Origin of the sequence: Allobosea sp. OK403 (assembly GCF_900113835.1) — a bacterium.
Lineage (GTDB): Bacteria > Pseudomonadota > Alphaproteobacteria > Rhizobiales > Beijerinckiaceae > Allobosea.
This window is the reverse complement of record NZ_FOQV01000001.1, coordinates 467,204-488,252: the sequence shown is the minus strand read 5'-3', so window position 1 is coordinate 488,252 and position 21,049 is coordinate 467,204. Positions and strand designations below refer to the sequence as shown.

2 protein-coding genes are annotated in these 21,049 nt (G+C 68.1%); both read left to right on the top strand.

Annotated elements, in window-relative coordinates:
• Positions 1–207: 207 nt before the first annotated feature.
• Positions 208–19,365, top strand: coding sequence for a leukotoxin LktA family filamentous adhesin (locus BMZ97_RS02050; protein ID WP_175525396.1), 19,158 nt, complete (start codon positions 208–210; stop codon positions 19,363–19,365).
• Positions 19,362–21,023, top strand: a complete 1,662-nt coding sequence (locus tag BMZ97_RS02045; protein ID WP_092164969.1) for a ShlB/FhaC/HecB family hemolysin secretion/activation protein — start codon at positions 19,362–19,364, stop codon at positions 21,021–21,023. The genes BMZ97_RS02050 and BMZ97_RS02045 overlap by 4 nt, the downstream gene beginning before the upstream one ends.
• Positions 21,024–21,049 lie beyond the last annotated feature (26 nt).

The window sequence follows — 21,049 nt, the reverse complement described above, 5'->3', positions numbered from 1 at the left end:
GTATTCGGAGACCGGCGCGATCCGCGCCGGCTTTCGGGCGCCCGCGTCTCGCCTCGGAAACCGGCGAAACAACACCGTCTTGCCGGACGGGCCGAGGCTTCCGCGTTGCGCTCACTACGCTCCAAGACCACACGCCGTCGCACCGCTTCGCCGCGGCTGCCGCACGTCATGCTCCCGACGTCGTCGCCCGCGGTCCGGCCCAGGTCCGTGCCTACTAAGTCCGTGCTGGCGAATTTGCGCCAGCGTTGCCTGGTCGGCCAGGCCATGGCGCTGGTGCTGTGGAACGCTCCGGCCTTCGCGCAGAACATGATCACGCCCGATGGGCGGACGCAGACCAATGTCTCCGTCAGCGGCGCGACCACGACGATCACCACCCAGACGGTGTCCGGCAATGCCGGCTACAACTCGTTCTCGCGCTTCGAGCAAGCGGGCGGCACGACCGTCAACATGCACCTGCCGCAGAATACCGGCGCGCTGGTCAATATCGTCCGCAACGGCCCCGTCGTCGTCAACGGCATCCTGAATTCCTACAAGAACGGCCAGATCGGCGGGCACGTCTACTTCTCGGACTCCGCCGGCTTCACGGTCGGGCCGTCCGGAGTGATCAACACCGGACAATTGACGGTCAACACGCCGACGCGCGACTTCCTCGATCAGGTGATCAGCCCCAACGGCGTCGTCAACGAGACGATGGCGGCGAGGCTGAGAGCCAACGACATTCCGATCTCGCCCGACGGCGCGATCTCGATCGAGGGCCGCATCAACGCCAGACGCGGCGTGACGCTGCACGGCAATTCCGTCAGCGTCGCCGGGCAGATCACGGCCAATGCCGCTCCCGTCGATATCGGCGAACGCAGGCTGCGTCACCAGAGTGCCTTCGCGGCCAGCGTCAACACCTCCGGCATCCGCCATGGCGGCGCGATGGTGGCGCGGCGCGGCGGCGGCATCGAGATCGTCGCGGCGGGCACGGCGAGCATTTCAGGTTCCCTCAGCGCCAATGCGACGGCGCGGCGCTCCGCCGGCTCGATCGTGGTGCGCTCCGGCCGAGGCACGACGATCACCCAAACGGCGCGGTTGAGCGCACAGGGGGCCGCGCCCTCGGCCAGGCTTTCGCAGAACAGCGCCGCCTCGAGCCAAGCCGCCGTCAACACCGGCGACGGCGGCAAGATCTCGATCACCTCCGACGCCGCGATCTCGATCGCCAGCGGCGCGCGCTTTGAGGCCAACGCGGCGCAAGGCGTCGCCGGCAAGGGCGGCGAGATCAAGGTCTTCGCCGGGACCAATCTCGATGTCGAGAGTGGCGCGATCTTCAGGGGCAAGGGCGGCCTGACCGGCGATGGCGGCTTCACCGAACTCAGCGCGACGAAGACGGTCACGCTGGGCGCAGTCGATGTCGACCTCTCCTCCCGCTCGGGCAAGGCCGGCCTGCTCTATATCGATCCGACGGACCTGATCATCGGGACCGGCGGCAGCGCCAGCATGATCACCAACGGCACGGATGTGTCGTTGCAGGCGACCAACAGCATCACGATCGCTGCCGACGGCACCATCGACACGCGCCAGTTCAACCGATCCGCCAATGGCGGCGAGCTCTCGGCCGCGAACCCCTCAACCGGCAATTCCGGCGCGATCCTGCTGACTTCGCCCAACATCAGCGTGTTCGGCTCGCTGCTCGCCGGCGTCAGCACGGGCAGCGCCTTTACCGCCGGCGACGTCACGCTCGACGCGACGACATCGGATATCCGGATCGCCGGCATGGCCAGCGCGACCTCGACGATCGACATCCACGGCACGATCACGGGACGAGACATTCTGCTGAAGGCGGATGCGACCGCTGTCGCCTCCTATGCCGACGCTTCGGCCGGGCCACTGCTGGCGCTCGCGGCGCAGAGCGTGGGCGGCATCCTTTTTGGCCTGAACGGCGGCTATGTCGGCAGCCAGGTGCTGAGCCGCATCCGTGTCGTCGACGGCGCGACGATCGAGGCGACACGCGACGTCACCATCTCCGCCAAGGCCCGACAGGAGGCCTCGCTGCCCGCGATCACGCTCACCGGCGGAAATCCGTTCGCGGCTGCGGTGTCGATCGGTGAGATCATGGGAACGGTCACGGCCGACGTTGCGTCGGGCGCGACGATCAAGGTCGGCCGCAATCTCACCGTTAGCGCCGAGAACGACGTCAAGCTCGCCGTCTCGGCCGTCTCGATTTCGGTCGGCACAGGCCTGGTCGCCGCGACCGTCGCCTATGGCTTCGTCGATGTCACCACCGCGGCGAAGGTCCACTCCGGCGCGACGGTCACTGCCGGCGCGGGTGCCGGGACCGGCGCGGTCAGCATCACGGCCAAGAACACCAATTCCCTTTCGACCTCGTCGGCGGCCGTGGCTGCCTCGGGTGGCGTCGCCGGCATCGCCGTCGCCTATTCCGACTATAAGGCGGAGGCCGACGCGTTGCTCGGCGCCTCGCTTGGAACGAGCGCCAACAAGGTCCAGAACGTTACGGTCGAGGCGCTTTCCGATACGACGAAGAACGCCACGAGTTCATCGGCGACGACGGGCGACAATGTGCTGTTCAATGCCGGACCGGCCGGCTCGACCGTTTCCACCCTGCTGAGCAAGCTTCTGGGCAAGCTGTCCGAGGGATCCTCGAGCGTTCCCATCAAGGTCGGCAGCGCCGTCACCATCGCCAGCAGCGACCTGAGCGCCAGCGCCGCGATTGCAGCGGATTCGGGCGGAACCGGACCGTCGATCCAGGCCTCGGGCGACGTCGTGCTGGCGAGCCGCCAGCGCGATTTCGGTGTGCGTCTGATCGCCGACAGCTCAACCAATTCCAACTCGACGGACCCGACGGCGAGCAATCCCGAGGCGATGGTCTCGCTCTCCTTCGGCATCGCCGTCGGCAACTACAGCCACAACTCGACCGCCTCGGTGGGTTCGGGCGTGACGATCAACGCCAATCATATCGGCGTCGCCGCGCTCAGCGAGAACCCGATTTCCAACACCTGGACGAACTGGTCCGGACTCGGCGAGGTCTTCTCGCACATCAACGGCAATCTCGGCATCGTCAACAATATCCTGACCAGCTATGCAAACGCCGCCTCCTCTTCGAACGATCTCGGGCTTGCCGGCGCGGTCGATTATTTCCGCGTCAGCAATGACACCTCGGCCTATATCGCCAGCGGCGCGACGCTGAACCAGACCTCGGCGACGGGGGCCTGGTCGACGACGCTGGCTGGCAATTACCTGCAGAACTGGGCGAGCGCCGTCACCATCACCGCCGACACGGACCAGCACTCGGTCGATGTCGGCGGCAATTTCGGCTTTAAAGGCGGCGTCAATGGCGGCTCCGGCTCGGCGGTCGGCGGTTCGCTGATCGACATCGGCCGCAGCAGCAAGACCGTCGCCGCCGTCGCGGCGGGCGCGACGATCACGGCGACCGACCTCGCGGTGACCGCCAACACCTCCGACATCCTGTTCGCGATTGCGACGACGTCCGGGCGCTCGGCCGGCACGATCGCGCTCAACGGCATCGTCTCGGTCTCGGGCATCCAGAACCAGACGCTGGCCTCGATCAGCAACGCGGCGATCGTCACCGCCAATTCGATCGCGATCAAAGCCGAGCAGTCCGTCTCCGTCTTCGCGCTCAGCGGCGGCATCGTGCTCGGCGGCGGCAATGGTATCGGCGTGTCGGTGGCGGTGCTGGACGCGGGCTCGGTCACGCGCGCCTATGTCGGCGACAATTCCGACGATCTCACGGATGGGCGGCTCGCCGGCGTCGCGCCGCAGGGGCTGATCACGACGAACTCGATCGCTGTCGAGGCGGCGACGACCGGCCGCATCACGGCAGCCTCCGTCGCCGCGGCTGCCGCCGACGGTGCGGTCGCCACCACCTTGCCGCCCGGCACGAGCGAGGCGATCCGGAAAATTTCCGACGCCACCAACAAGCAGACCGGCAGCGGCCCCAGCCTCTCGGCCGCCGGCGCGGCCGCCGTCGCGCTGACGACGATGGGCACTTCGGCCTGGATCGACGGCGCCAGGCTGCAGCAGAAGGACAGCGCCGGACTGACCACCTCGGTCAGGGCGTTGAATTCGACGATCATCGAGGTCGGTGCCGGCGCGGCCGCTGCCAATCTCGCCAACACCTCGGGCGCAAGCGCCGCCATCGCCGGCGCCGTCGCCATCGGCATCCTCGACAACAGCACCGATGCTCGGATCAGTAGCTCGAGCCTGACCGGCGTCTACGACACCTCGGTGCAGGCGATCGCCGGAGGCCGCGCCACGATCGTCGGCGTCAGCCTCGCGGTCTCGGCCGGCGGCAACGGTGCAGCCGCGATCTCGGCCGCGGTCGGGCTCGTGACCAACCGCGTTTCGGCCTCGATCACCGATTCCGCCCTCAGCGCGATCTCTGGCCTGACGGTCTCCCGGCTCGCCAGCGTCAACGCCTACCAGACCACCGATATCGGCATCGGCGGCGGCTCGGCCTATCTCGGCGCGCAGTCCGGAATCGGGCTGTCGCTGAGCTATGCCGAGATCGGCGACCCTAGCGGGCAGGACGCTGTCAGCGCGACCATCCGCAACTCCAGTTTCGTCAATCTCAGCGGCCTGAACGTCGTCGCCTCGAATTCGAGCCGGATCGTCTCCGGCGCGGCCACCGTCGGCCTCGGCGGCAACGGCCTGTCGGGCGCCTTCGTCTTCAACAAGGTGACGCCGACGACGCGGGCCGAGATCTCGGGCACGGCCGGAGCGCCGGCGACGATCACGGTCGGCGGCGACGTCGTCGTCACCGCCGACAGCAGCCGTGACGCGACCTTCGACGCCATCATCACCGGCCGCCAGACCTTCTCCCAGGCCGATGCGGCACAGGTCGAATTCGACGGCTCCGTCGCCAATGGCGGCGATCCGAACCCGAACGGTGCCGCGATCGTGGCCATCACCGGCTCCGTGCAGGTCGGGCGCAACAATGTCGGCATCTCCTTCCTCAGCAACGAGGTGGCGCAGTCGCATATCGCCACGATCGACAACGTCATCCTGACCGCGACCGGCGATGTCTCGGTGCGGGCGCAGGATGGCGCCAGCATCACCGGCGTCGCGGTCGGGCTCGGCGGGGCAACCGGCCAGTTCGCCGGCGTCGCCTCGGTCGCCTTGCAGTCTGTCGACAACGTCGTGCGCGCCGGCATCACCGGCACGGGCACGATCGTCACGGCCCGAGACGTGAAGCTGAACGGCAGCACGACCGCGACGATCCGCGGCACGGCAGGCTCGCTCGGCCTCGGCTTCGGCTCGGCCGCGCTCGGCCTCTCCGTCGTTGAGAACAGCATTGAAAACAGCGTCAGTTCGACGATCGAGGATGCGCGGCTGCGCGCCTCGCGCGACCTCTTGGTCCAGAGCCAGTCGGCCGGCACGATCTCGACCTTGTCGATCGGCATCGCGATCTCGCGCCAGGTCGGCCTCGCCGGCTCGGTCGCCACCAGCAGCGTCGCGACCGACGTTGCCGCGACCGTGAAGCGCGCCGACATCATCGCCGAGAACAATGTCGGCGTGATCGCGACCAACCATGACGGCATCGCGGTCTCGGCCGGCGCGCTCGGCGCGGCCGGCGGCTCGCCCAGCGTCGCCGGCGGCCTCTCGATCGTGAACAACACGATCGGCGGCAGCACCATTGCCGCGATCAGCGAGAGCAGCTCCGTCGATGCGCGCGTCAACGGCACGGGGTCGCTGAGCTTCGCCAGCGGCGCGGTCGTCAGCCCGCCGAGCCTGTCCAGCCCGACCGGCCCCTCGACCAGCCTGCCCGACCTGGCTATGGCCCAGCGCAGCCTGCGCGGCCTGGCCGTGATCGCGACCTCGCAACAGGCGGTGATGGCCAATGCCGTGACGGCAGGCATCGCGGTCTACCCGATCAGCGGCGCGGTCGGCTATGTCACCATCCGCACCTCGCTCGGCGGAACCACCTCGGCCACCATCGACGGCAGCACGATCGACACGCGGCTGAACGGCGGCCAGAACCCGACCGCGATCGTGGTCGACGCCGCCAGCCATTCCTATGCCGGCAGCTACATCGTCGTCGGCGCGATCGGCGGCGCGGCCGGAGCGGGCGCCGACGCGCAGACCACGCTGAAGCGGCAGACGAGCGCGGCGCTGACGAACTCGACGACGGGCACGATCGCGACCAGCCAGGCCGGGCTCGGCGGCGTCGGCGCGGTCGAGGTCGCGGCGGTGTCCTCGCAAGCCTCGACCGGCAAGACGATCGGCTTTTCGGCTGGTATTGCCGGCGCGGCAGCGACCGGTCTCGTCAACAGTTTCGAGGCGGTCACGACCGCGAATGTCGACCAGGGCATCCTCAACGCGGCCTCGCTGCGCGTCACCGCCGACAGCACGAACGGCTTCTACGGTGTCGCCGGCGTCGGCTCCGGCGGCGGCGTCGCGCTCGGCAGCGCCTTCGTCGTGGCGCGCAGCATGAGCACGACGCTGGCGACCATCGGCGGCGGCGCCAACGTCACGACGCTCAACCTGAACGGCCGGCTCGACGTGCTGGCGACCAGCACAAACACCTTCACCGCGCTGGCGGCCGGCGGCTCGGCCGCGGGTCTGGTCGGCATCGCCGGCATGGTCAACCTGATCGACGTCGCCAATACGACTCGAGCCGGGCTCTACGGCGTCGCATCGAGGCAGGCGCCCACGCCGATCCAGAATCTGGCCGGCCAGAGCATCGACGGTTCGCTCAACGTGATCGCGCGCGAGACCACGACGATCACACCGGAGACCGGCGTGGCCGCCATCGGCGGCGCCGGCATCGGCCTCGGTTCCGCGACCAATGTCGCGAGCCTCGACTCGAGCGTGCTCGCAGACCTCTCCGGCAGCACGATCTCGACGACCGGTGCGGTCGTGGTCCAGGCCGTGAGCGACCGCAGCGTCGACGCCAACGCCTTCACCATCGGCCAGGGCGGCTCGATCGGACTCGGCGCGGCCGTCAATGTCATCTCGGTCGGCACGGGTGCGCCGGCCGGCGCGGATCTCAATATCAACGGCGACGGCACGCTCTCGCGCGTCAACCAGCTCACCGCCGTCGATCCTGGCTTCATGCTGAGCACCAGCGGGCTTGCAACCTATCGCACCCTGCGCGGTGCCTATGCCTCGGGCGCGACCGACGACCAGCTGCGCTCCACGGCCGATGCCGAATATCTGGCGCTGATCCAGAACGGCACCGTCGTCAACGGCGTGCTGACTCTGACCACCAGCGGCGTGCAGGCCCTGCGCTCCAACGCCGCCATCGCGCTCTTCCTGCCGACCGCGACCGACAGCCAAGTCCGCGACTATGCGGCGGCGCGCTACACCGCGCTGAAGGCCGCCAATCTGCAATATGTCATCGGCGACGCCGGCCTGAACTCCTATCGGCAGGTTCTCGAGGTTTCGACGCCGAACCTCACCGACGCGCAGGTCAAGATCGCCGCCGACACAGCCTATGCCACGCTGCTGGCCAACGGCGTCCCGGTGAACGGGCTCTATTCGCTGCGCGGGTCGGGCCAGGCCGTCTACCAGGCCGCTGCCGATGCCGAGCTCGGCCGGACGGCGACCTTCAGCGAAGTGAGCAGCTACGCCGCCTCGCAATATGCCTGGTTCACCAGCAACCGCGCCCGCACGGCGACGCCGAGTGCGATCAGCGCCACGGCCCTGCTCGATTCGACCGGGGCCCAGACCGGCGCGACCGCGCTCGGCGGGTCGATCACGGCCAGCTCGGTCTCGGTCACCTCGACCTCGAAGACCTCGACCGAGAACACCGCGCTCGGCATCGGCATCGGCGGCGTCGGCGTCGGCGCCGCACTCGGCTACACCACGGTCGCCGACAATGTCAGCGCCCAACTCGACCAGGCGACGGTGACGACGGGTTCGATCACGGTCAATGCCTCGGCCATCGATGGCGCCGGGGGCGTGGCCTCCAGGATCGACGTCAAGGCCGGCGCGGGCTCAGGCACGGCTTCCGCCGGCGCGGCAGTGGCGCAGGGCGCGGTTTCGAACACCATTACGGCCCGGCTCGGCGGCACGCTCACGGTCACCGGCGCGACGACGGTCGTCACGACGGCGACGCAAGGCTCGCGCGCCGACGCGCTCGGCGCGGCGGCGGCCGGCGGCGGCGCGCTCGGCATCTCGATCGCCAATAGCAGCCTCGACGGCACGGCGACGTCGAATGTCGCGGCCAACACCACGCTCTCGGGCGGAACATCGCTCACCGTCGATGCCAGCAGCGCCGGCATCTCCTATGCCTCGGCGACCGCCGGCGCGGGCGGTTTGCTGGTGGCCGGCACGGGTGCCGACGCGCGCGCCAGCGATTCCTCGCGCGTCGAGGCCCATCTCGGCGACAACGCCAGCGTCAATGTCGGGACCGGGGCGATCCGCGTGACCGCGACCGCGACGCCCGACGCCAAGGCAGCCGCCTATGGCGTCTCGGTGACCGGCGGGCTCGCCGTAGGCGCGGCGATCTCGCGCGCCACCACCAACCAAACCGTGATCGCGGCGATGGATGGCGGAGCCGCCGCCCAGCGTGCGCTCACCGCCGGCAGCCTCTCGATCCTGGCGACCAGCACGATCTTCGGCACGCCCGTGACCTCGATCGGCGGCTCGCCCGGCGCGACCAGCGAGTTCAGCCGCGGCGGCACCGGAGCTGCCGCCTGGTCCTTCTCCGGCTCTGGATCCTATTATGCCAGCGCGGTCGGCTCGGACGCGAAGGCCGTCAACACCTCGACGGTCAGCGCCTCGGCGGGCAACAATGTCCGGCTGCCGGCCGGTACAGTCGCGATCAACGCGACCAATACAACGCGCCAGATCGCCTCGGCGACCGGCTTCTCGATCGCCGGCAAATACGCGATCGGCGCCGTGCTGGCCAATGCGAGCTCGACGGCCACGACGAGCGCGACGCTCGGCGACGACGCCCGCCTGCTGGGCAACAGCGCCACGAGCTTCAGCCTGATCGCAGCCGGCAGCGACACGCAGATCGCCAGCGCCACATCGGGCAATGGCGGACTGATCGCCGGTGCCGGCGCCTCGGCCGACACCGCCAATACCGCCACGGTCACGGCCGGCATCGGCGCGCGTACGCAGATCGGCGCCAACACCATCCTGGTCAATGCGAGCCACACCGACCAATACGCCAACCGGGTCGATGCGACGCAAGCCGCTGCGCTGGGCGCCAGCGCGTCGCTCGCCAGTCACGACGCGACCTCCCACGTGGTGGTCGACATCGGCGCGGCCACCATCTTCGCCGCGCTCGGCAACGGTACGAAAGGCTGCTACGTCACCACCTGCGTCCAGGGCATAGAGCTCGAAAGCCGCAACATCTTCACCCAGCTCGCGCTCGGCGACACGATCAGCGCCGGTGCGGGTGGCGGCATCAACGGCGTCGGCGCGAAATCGACGATTGACGTGGACGGCTGGTCGAAAGTCTTGATCGGCGACAACGCCAACTTCTCCAGCGGCTTCAACGCGGTCAATTCACCCGGCCCGATCTCGATCCAGGCGATCACTGAACTGACCGCCAACGACACGGTGACGCTGACCACCGGCGGCGCGCTGCAGGGCGCCGGCGTCACCTCGCAATACCGCGCCCGCGATGTCGACAACGAGGTCACGCTCGGAACAGGGGTCACGCTGACCTCGGCCGGCACGATCAATATCGGCACCTACACCACCGCGACGGTCAAGACGAACGCGCTCGTCACGACCTATGGTCTCGCCGCCGTCGGCGTCGCCGAGGCCGATACCGACATCATCACCAACCAGACCGTCACGATCGGCGCCAACAGCACGCTGACCGGACTCGACAACGTCAACGTCACCGCCGGGCGCGACGCCTCGGGCCTGTTCATGACCTCGATCTCCGGCGACGCCACGGCGATCGGCTATGTGCGCGGTGTGATCGCGGTGCCCAACGCCGATGCCTCGACCGACCTGCAGAACCGGGCGCGGCTGAACGTCAATACCGGCGCGGCGCTGCTCAGCGCCCAGAACGTCACGCTCGGCGCCTATAACGGCATGGTGACGCCCAATGCCGACGGCGCCGGCCACGGCTTCCAGCTCTATTTCATCCCGGTGACGCAGCGCAACGAGACTCCGGGCGCATCGGCGACATCGACGGTGGTGATGAACGGCCGCGCCGTCGGCGGCGTCTTCCACGAGCAGGAGATCACCATCGGCTGCGGCACGGGCGGCCTGTCGATCTGCGACCTCAACGCGACGCCGGACGTCTATGTGAAGGCCGGCGGCGCGCCGGTCGTCGTCACCCGCGACGACGCGTTCGACGCCGTGGCCTATGTCCGCGCCAACTACACCACGACCAACGGCACGATCGACGACACCGCCGTCGCCGACACGCTGGTCGGCGGCATCTCCTCGGGGCTGGTGCGGGCCTACCGGATCAGCCAGCTCTATGCGGCCGGCGGCAATGTCTTCGTCAATGGCGACACCATCCAGGGCAATGGCACGCTGACCGCTAATGGCGGGCCGACGATCAAGGTCGTCAACAACAGCGCCGCCTATCTGATCCTCGACGGCGGCGCCTATATCCCCGACCTCTCGACCGGGCAGATCCTGTTCACCGGCGCGGCGCAAGGCCAGGCCGGGCTGACGCAGACCCGCTTCAACGCCAACGGCACGGCGAGCGTCATCATCAGCAACGCCTATACCCGCGACGATATCGGCGGCTACGGGCCGGCGCTGCTGATCGCCGACGACATCAGCAATCTCGGCGGCCTGGTCTCGATCAACAACACGCAGGGCTCGTTCGGCTTCTCGGGCCAGCGCATCGACTCGCTGCAGTTCAACGTCACGGTGCCCAACGGCGCGGTCGCGGTTGCGTCGAACGGTCCCAACGGCATGTACAATGCCGGCGCGTCGCCGCAGGCGGAATGGGGCGCGGCGATCACCTATCCCGGCGCCACGCCCGGTGCGCCGTCGCAGAGCTACGTCATCAACGACACCGTCAACGCGATTGCCAACACGCTGTATTTCGGCAACGGCGCCAGCCTGAACTACAACCTCTACCACCGTATCGAGGATGGCGGGAATCCGGGACTGCGCTACAGCACCATCATGTACGGCAACTGCATCGGCTATGGCTCGACCGGCTATAACTGCCAGGGCGGCTATGATTTCGGCAACGGCATCTACTTCGCCCAGATCCCGATCGTACCGAAATACTACCAAAGCGACACGGTCCAGGCGCAAGGCAGCGGCGCACAGATCTACGGCGCGCAGGTCGCGATCAAGGCGACCGTGATCAACGTCAACGCCTCGATCGAGGCCGGTCGGGTCACCAACCAGTCGGTCGTTCTGGGCGAGAACCTGATCCAGGCGCTCGGCTTCGCGATCTTCAACTACAACTACTATGGCGCCGGCTCGCCCCTGGTCGATCTCACCAACGATACGCGCCTGCTCAATTACGGCAGCGCGGCCGGCTCCTACAGCGTCCTCAACAGCGGCGACAAGCGGATCCCCGTCACCTACGACATCCGCACCGGCCAGCTCAATATCAGCGACGTCAACGCCTCCTCGGGCGGCGGCTCTGTGCTGCTCGACGGCCAGATCATCAGCACCAACGTACTCGGCCAGATCAAGATCAATGGCGGCTTCGGCCATGTCGACATCGTCAACAACAGCGGCCTGGAGCTCGTCACCAACCGGATCAACACCGGCACGGCCGCCGGCGCCAATGCCAGCACGAGCAAGATCACGATCATCGATCGGCTGAAGCCGGCCGCCGAGAACACCACGGTCTACGTCTACACGCCGGGCTCCGGCATCGCGAAATACATCACCGACAATGGGCGCCAGCCGATCCTGAGCGGCGCGAACGCCACTCAGCCCGTGCAGTTCATCGCCGGCGACCGCACAAATTACGACACCAAGGACGGCATGCGCTACGAGTGGACGCAGCAGCTGTTCGTCCACAAGGACGGTCTCGTCAGCGGCGATCCGAACCAACAGGGCGTGTGGCGCTATAATTCGGGCTCGGCCAACAATCCCTGGGTGTATGTCCCGGCGCCGGCGACCGGCGTCTGGGGCGACGGCACCTCATCGGGGCCGGACTATTGGAACGCGACGACCGGGGCGCAGGGCCGCGTCGTCTATAACCAGAACTACGCCAGCAGCAGCCCCGTCTTCTACCAGACGCTGCAGGGCGGCGTCATCGAGGTCTCGAACGCGCAGCAAACCTACGAGGGCTGCAATGGCGGCACTCCTAGCTTCTGCAGCCGCGACTTCCGCCAGGTCGACGGCTCGACCGCCAACACCTTCTGGAACTACAACCACGTCAGGGACGCCTGGCTCCAGGTCACCGCCTCAGTCAAGGCGGACTACGATTTCGGGATCAGCTTCGCCGGCAATGCCAGCGGCCAGCTCAACATCACCTCGAACCAGTCGATCCGCCTGCAGGGCAACATCGTCAATCCGAGCGGCGCCGCCTTTATTACCGCGACCGCCGGCAGCATCACGCAAGCGCCGCAGACCAATATTCTGTCGCAGAACCTGACGATCAGCGGGCGCGACGCGCTCGGCTCCACCGCCGCGCCGATCGATGTCTCGCTGACCGAGGGCGGTATCATCGCCGCCTATTCCGGCGCCGGCGGCATCAACCTGAACATCGATTCCGCCGCCAAGGTCTGGCGCTTCAACGCCGATCTCGACGCGGCCTCCGGCCGCTATGGCGACATCAACATCCGCGCCACCGGCGGGCTCGAGGTTTCGCAATTCGCGCCGGCCGACTTCACCCATGTGCTCGGCAACAACATCAACATCACCAGCCTCAACGGCGCGGTCGGCGGCATCAATACTCCGCTGCGCATGCAGGCCATGGCAACGACGCTGGCCAATGGCAGCCAGAGCGGCGGCGTGGTCAACATCTCGGCGCAGGGCGATATCGGCATCAAGCAGCTCTCGGGCAATCTCCGCGTCGGCCAGATCGCCAGCACCGGCGGCAATGTCCGCGTCGACGTGGTCGACGGCACGCTCAAGGCAGCCAACGCCCAGACCGCAGCGCAGTCGCTCTCGACCGAGCAGCTCTCGACGATCAAGAGCAAGCTCAAGCTAACCCAGGCCGACGGCGCCGATGCCGCTGCGCTTGCCAGCGTCGCTGCGTTCGAGCGCAACGTCACCCAGACCTACACGCTCTATTCCAGCCTGATCCGCAACGGCAGCGTCACCAACGGCGTCTTCACGCTCGACGCCGCCGCCACCGCGCTCTACCAGCCGCTCGCCGACGCTGCCGGGATGACCGTCCCGGCCTATGTGGCAGACCGCTATGCGAACTACGCGAGCGTATTCGAGAAGGCCTATGGCGCGAACTGGAACACGCTGGCGCGCTTCCAGGAGAACACGCTCGAAAGCAATTTCAACTTCACCACCGTCTCGCCGGGCGCCGTGAGCGGGCTCGCCTCCTCCATCACCGCCAACGCCGTCTGGCAAACCGGCCAGCTCGTCGCCGCGATCGACCAGGCGGCGCTGCAGCCGGCCTCGGGTGTCGTCGGCAACGGCACGGCGATCATCGTCGGCCGCGATGTGAGCCTGAACATCGGCGGCAGCATCGGCTCGCTGGCGCCCGACGTCACCATCGGCCTCGACACCATCCGCGACGGCACGCTGACGACGAGCCAGCTCCAGACGCTTGCGGTCGCGACCACACCAGGCTCGGTCAAGCTCTTCGGCACGAACGGAAGCGGCCAGCGCGTCGCGGTCTCCGATATCAACGCCGTGCCCATCGGCGTGACACTGACCTCGGTCGACATCAGCCAGACCGCGCCGCTCTTCATCAGCGCGACCGGCACATTCTCCGGCTCGGCCCAGGGCGACATCTATGTCCAGGCGACGACCGGCGCGCAGTCGGGCGGCGGTTCGCTCAACCTCGGACGCGTCACCGCCACCGGCGCGATCAACCTGCAGGCGCCGCAGGGGATCACCGTCGCGACTGCGCCGAACAGCACGACGCCGCTCAACGCGGTCCAGATTCAGGCCGGGACCGACTTGGTGCTAACCGGAGCCGGCGGCGGCATCGGCTCGGCAGCGACGCCGCTGACCTATCAGATCGGCGGCCGGCTGGTCTCGGCCTCGGCCGGCGCGGGCGACGCCTATCTCGTCGCCGCAGCCGGCAACGCCCAGATCGGCCGCATCTTCGCCTCCGGCACGGCCTCGCTCACCGCAGCCAGCGGCTCGATCCAGAGTTATCTGCCGGGCGTCGCGATCTCGGCTTCCAACATCGTGCTCAACGCGACCGGCAATGTCGGCAGCGCCGTCACGGCATTCGCGGTCCAGGCCGCCGGCGATGGCGAGGTCTCCGGCCAGATCGGCGGCTCGGCCACGCTCTCGACACCGACGCTCGCCAGCCAATCCGCCGTCGCGCTGCGGATCGGCGCTCTGACAGCCGCTGGCGGGCTCTCGCTCGCCGCCGACGCCGAGGTGCGGATCCTGCGCAATCTGTCGGCGACCACCGGGCCGCTCGCCATCACGGCCGGCGCGATCAGCATGGCGGCTGGCGCGACCGTGCAATCGGGCGGGCAGATCACGCTCGCCTCGCTCAGCGATGTGACGCTCGGACGGGTCACGAGCATGCTTATCGCCCCCGCCGGCACCGCCTCCATCGCCGTTTCGGCCGCAGGAGCCATCGCCGGCAATGGCGACAGCGTCGTCAATCTCGGCGCTGGCCAGGCCGGCGGCGTCATCGCGCTCAATGCCGGCAGCGGCATCGGCAGCAGCCTGGCGCCGGTGAGCTTCGACGCACCGAGCCTGTCGGCCCGCAGCCTGCAGGGCGGCGTCTATCTCAAGACCGCCACGACGACGCGTGTCACGGCGCTGACGGCCGATACCGGCCCCGCCAGCCTGCTCGCGACAGGCAATCTCACGGTCGATGCGCTGGCGAGCGGCGGCGCGGCAAGCGTGATCTCGACAGCCGGGATGCTGGCGATCGGCACCCTGGCCTCGGGCGGCGCCACAACCCTGAGCGCCGCGAATGCGCTCGGCGTGACATCGGCGACGACGACCGCAGGCGATCTCACCCTGGTATCGACGTCGGGCGGCATCAACGCCACCACCTTGCATGCGGCTGGCGCGGCCACGCTCACCGCTCCCGGCGCGATCAGCGTCGCGACGCTGACCAGCGGCGGCGGCACGAATGCGACATCGTCGGCCGGGACACTCGACGTCACCACGCTTACCGCGGGAGGATCGAGCACGCTCGCCGCCTCCGGCACTGTTAGGCTTGGGTCGGCGCGGACCACCGCCGGGGATCTCTCTGTCTCCTCGACAATCGCCGGGATCACGGCCGCCACGCTCGATGCGGCGCGAAATGCGACGCTGACCGCTGCCGGCGCCATCGCGATCACGACCTCGCTCACGACGGGCGGCACGGCCTCCGTCACCTCATCCGGCGGCGCGCTGAACCTTGCGGCTGTGACATCGGGAGCAGCAACGACACTCGGCGGCGCAACGGCTGTCACGCTGGGAACGGTGCGGACCGTCACGGGCGACCTCTCGGTAGCCTCCACAACTGCCGGCATCACCGCGACCACGCTCGACGCCGCCAACGCTGCAACCCTCACCGCTCCAGGTGCGATCAGCGTCACGGCGCTGACCAGCGGCGGCGGCACGAGCGCGACCTCGTCGAGCAGCACGCTTGGCGTCACAACGCTCACGGCCGGCGGAACCACGACACTCGCAGCCTCCAGCACGGTCACGCTCGGTTCTGCGCGGACGACGACGGGAGATCTTTCGGTCTCCTCCACCACCGCCGGCATCACCGCCACCACGCTCGACACCGATGGGGCTGTCACCCTCACCGCCCCCGGCGCCATCATCGTTGCGACGCTGACCAGCGGCAGCGATGCAACCGCGACCTCATCAGGCGGGACGCTCGATATCACCGCGCTTACGGCTGGCGAAACCGCGACGCTTTCGGCCTTCGGCGCTGTCACGCTCGGTTCCGCGCAGACCGCCGCCGGAGATATCCTGGCTTCCTCGACAAATGCTGGGATCACGGCCGCCGCGCTCAATGCAGCTGGAAAAGCGGCCCTGACTGCTGCCGGGGCGATCTCGATCACGACCTCACTGACGACCGGTGGCACCGCGTCCATCACCTCGTCGGGCGGATCTCTCGACCTTGTGGCGCTGACATCCGGCGGCACGGCCACACTCAGCGGCGCCACAACCGTCACGCTAGGGACGGTGCGGACGACGACCGGCGATCTGACCGTCTCCTCGGCAACCGCCGGGATCACCGCGACCACGCTCGATGCGGCCGGAGCTGCCGCGCTCACCGCTCCAGGCGCGGTCACTGTCGCGACACTGACGAGCGGCAGTGGCACGACCGCCACCTCCTCGGGCGGAGCGCTCGGAATTACAACGCTCACGGCTGGAGGAACGACGACGCTCGCGGCCTTCGGTACTGTCACGCTCGGCTCGGCTCAGACGACCGTCGGGGACCTCTTCATCTCCTCGACGAATGCCGGGATTGCCGCCGCCACGCTCAATGTTGCCCGAAATGCGACATTGACTGCCACTGGGGCGATCACGGTCACGACATCGTTCACCACCGGAGGCACGGCGTCCGTCACCTCGTCCGGCGGGGCGCTCGATCTCGCGGCGCTGACGTCGGGCGGTACAGCCACGCTCAGCGGGGCGACAACCGTCACCTTGGGAACCGCCCGGACGACAGCCGGCGATCTGTCCGTCTCCTCGACCAGCGGCAGCATCGCCGCGACCACGCTCGATGCGGCCGGTACGGCAACACTCGCCGCCGCGGGTGCGATCAGCGTCACGACGCTGACCAGCAGCAATGGTACGAGCGCGACCTCTTCGGGCAGCACGCTCGACATCACCACGCTCACGGCCGGAGGGACAACGACGCTCGCTGCCTCCCGCACTGTCACCCTCGGCTCCGCTCAGACCACCAGTGGCGATCTTTCCGTCTCCTCGACCGCCGCCGGGATCACGGCAGCCACGCTCAACGTGGCTCGAAACGCTACCCTGACCGCTGCCGGGGCGATCTCGATCACGACATCGCTCACCACCGGCGGCACGGTGTCCGTCACCTCTTCGACCGGATCGCTCGACCTCGCGGCCGTGACATCGGGAGGCGCAGCCACGCTCAGCGGCGCGACTGCCGTCACGCTGGGAACGGTGCAGACGACCGCCGGCGATCTTGCCGTGTCCTCGACCAATGCCGGCATCTCGGCCGCGACCCTGGTTTCGGCAGCCGGGCTGGATCTGGCCGCCTTCGGCGACATTTCCGGGACGACGCTGACAAGCGGCGACCACGCCAGCATCCATTCGGCAACGGGCAGGCTGACAATCGCGACACTGAACGCAGGCGCAACCGCAACTCTGCAGGCCGCCGGCGCCATTGCGCTGGGCACGGCAACCACGACGGCGGGAGACCTCCTCGCGACATCGACGGGCGGCCGCCTGACCGCCACGACCCTCCAGGCCTTCGGTTCGACAGTCCTGAGCGCGGCCACGCTGCACGTCGACACGACCACGAGCGGCAGCGACGCCACAGCGACCACCCAGATCGGCTCCCTGGAAATCGGCTCGCTCACCAGCGGCGGCGTCACACATCTGGATGCAGCTGGCGCGCTCGCCGTTTCGAGCTTGAATGCCGGCAGCGCAGCCACGCTCTCTTCGCGGAATGCGACGATAGACCTGGCGACCGCGACGACAGGCGACACCGCCGAGCTCTCGGCTGCTGGCGCGATCAGCCTGGGCACGTTCACGACACGGGCCGGCGATATCGTCGCGACATCGCTCACTGCCGGCATCACGGCGACCTCGCTGGAGGCGGCAGGCGCAATCATGCTCGATGCGGCAGGCGCGATCATCGTGGAGACGGCGAGCAGCGGGAGCGGGACGACTGCTTCGTCGCACGCCGGGTTGACGATCGGCACGCTTGCAACCGGCGGCGATGCCACGCTCACCGCAGCGAACATGCTGACCCTCACCAGTGTGACGAGCTCGGGCAACCTATCGCTGCGTTCGACGGCAGACGGCATCACCGCGCAGACCCTGCGCGCCAACGGCCGCGCCGATCTCGTAGCGGCCAGGACCGTGACGATCAACGACCTGCGCAGCGGCGGCGGAACTGCCATCTCCGGCGATGTCATTGCCCTCACCTCGCTCACCGCAGGCGAAAGCACGAATCTGAATGGTCGCGGCGCGGTCACGCTCGGCAGCGTGCTGACGCAGTCGGGCGACCTCTCCGTCGTATCCGAATTCGGCACGATCCGCGCCGGAACGCTCGATGCCTCGGGCGCGCTCCTGCTGCAGGCGCCCGGCGCCCTTACCGTCGGCATCGCACGCAGCGCCGGCTCCGTCACAGCCACGTCCTCGGGCGCGGGCATCGATATCCAGACGCTTGTCGCTCACGACGACGTAACGCTCACGGCCGCAGAGGCCTTGCGTTTTGAAAGCCTGACGGCAGGCGGGTCGCTCCTGCTGAACTCGACCCGTGCCGGCGTCATCATCACGACCGCGCAAGCCGGTGAGAACATCGCCATCTCCGGGCAGGCGATCAGGTTCGGCGCACTCGACGCCGGCCGCTCCGCCAGCCTCGCCAGCGCCGGCGATATCGACGGAGATACCATCGTCGCCACCGACGCCCTCCTCGCGCGGGCAGGCCTCGGCGGCAGCGGCTCGATCCGGCTCGGCATTGGCGCGGCGCGCAACGCGGCGTTCTCCGCGCCCGACGATGTCCGCCTCGGCCGCTTCGGCGCGGGCGACAGCATCACTATCCTGGGCACGGATATCGCCTCCAGCATCGTGCAGTTGCCTGGCGGCTCAGGCGCTCCGCTCGTGCTCGATATTGCAGGTCTGCGGGAACGGACTGCGAGGTCCGCCGCCCTTACGATCGACGCATTGCGCTTCCGCGCCAACCGGATAGACGTTACGGATGCTGTCATAACGACGAGCGCCAGCCGCTTCGATCTAGCAGCCAATTTCGTTCCGGGAGCTCTGCGCTTGACCACCCCCGGAATGACCGTCCTGGCCAATAACCGCAGCATCGCTCCGGTTCGCGGTTTCGATGTGCAGCTCTACCAGAAGGACCGGACCTTCTTCATCTCCGTCAACGGCAGCCAATTGTCGTCGAACGCCTATGTCGTGCAGTTCGACAGCAATATTGCGAATGTCGATACCGCGGATGGCGTCTCGCTGGTGCGCGATATGGCGCGGCTCAGCGTCGTCGCGCCGATGGGGCCGAGCTTCGGCGAGATCGCGCGCGGCTTCGCCTTGGGCGCTGACGGCCGCTGGCGCAGCCCCGATCCCGAGACGACCGCCAGCCTCGGTGAAGGCAGTGGTCCGCGAGTGAATCTCGGCCAGTTCGGAAGCGGCGAGGCTCAGCCTTGACGCGATATCCTTGCGGGCAGCGCCGGCGCGAGGCCGGCCGCGCTTTCGCTCCGCTCCTGGTCGCCTTGCTTGGACTGGGTCTTCCGAGCCTCGCCCTGGCGCAGATCGTGCCCCGCACGATCGAGACGGAAGCCGAGCGCCAGCGCCTGGAGATCGAACGTCAGACGGCCCCGCCGCGCCAGAGCGGTCCCGGCGTCGTGGCGCCGCCGCCCCTGCCGAAACTGAGCTTTCCCTCGGGCGGGACGACGATCGTCCTGAAGCGCATCGACTTCGACAGATCCGCCTTCCTGAGCGCGGCGGAGCTCGATGCGCTGCGCGCCCGCTATCTCGGCCGCAAGGTCGATCTGGCCGAGATCGGCAAGCTCGTCCAGGAGGTCAACGATCTCTACGCCGAGAAGGGGCAAGTCACCGCCAGCGCCATCCTGCCGCCGCAGAAGCTCGATGGCGGCGTGCTCAAGGTCGGGCTGATCGAGGGCCGCGTCGGCAAGGTCAGCGTCACCGGCGCGATTCAGACCTGGCCGTGGTATCTCCAGTCGCAGATATCCACCGTTCCGCAGAGCGTGGTCGATACGCCGACCTTGAATCGCCAGGTCTCGATCTTCAACCGCCTCAACGAGGTCCAGTTGCGGGCTCAGCTGCGGGCCGGCGGCGAGTTCGGCCTGACCGACATAGAATTGGCGGCGACCGAGCCGCCGCGCAACCTCGCCCAGATCTCCTATGACAACCAGGCGGTGAAATCGACCGGCCGCTATCAAGGCGTGTTGTTCCTGAAGCATCACGGCCTGCTCGGCCTCGACGACAGGCTGATCTTCTATGGTTCGCGGTCGCGCGGCAGCATCCTCGGAAGCGGCAGCTACAGCATCCCGGTCTCGCCCTTCGGCACGCGGCTGAGCATCAGCTACACGCGCTCGGCCTTCCATATCGTGACCGGAGCGATCAAGGAGCTGCGGCCGGAGGGCATCTCGGAAAGCCGCGCGCTCAACCTCTCACAGCCCATTTTCGCAACCGATGCAGTACTGTTGCAGGCCGTAGCGAGCATCGGCAGCGGAATCAGCAGCAGCAAGCAGATCGACATCACGACGGCGCATAGCAGCAACACCAAGGCGTCCGGCGGGCTTTCGCTCACCGTGACGCTGCCGGGCTTCATGCACACGACCTCCCCGACGCTCTCCCGGGTCGATTTTGAAGACAAGATCGGCCAGGCCAAGCGCAATCTGACGCTCTGGACCGGGAACACCTCGACGGTCCTGCGCATAAACGACGATATCTACGCCTCACTCATTGGCGCGTGGCAGTATACGAACGACAAGCAGCTTCCTGGCGACCAGATCTTCCAGATCGGCGGCCCGACTACGGTGCGCGGCTACCCGATCGGCGCCGCCTTCGGCGATTCAGGGTTTTACGGCCAGGCCGAGCTGCATTACGCGCTGCCCGAGCCGTTGAAGACGCTGGACGCCTTCGTGTTTCTCGATCACGGCATCACCTACGGCACAGTGCCTGCGAGCATGCGCGCGACCTCCGTCGGCGCCGGCCTCGCCTGGCGGCCGACCGATTGGGCGACGCTGGAAGGCGGCATCGCGCGCCCGCTGGAGCGGGTCTCGGCGGCGCAGCGCGACCACGAGCTCTATTTCCGACTAACCTTGCGAAAAAACATCTAGATCAGTAACTCAGATCGTGACGACGA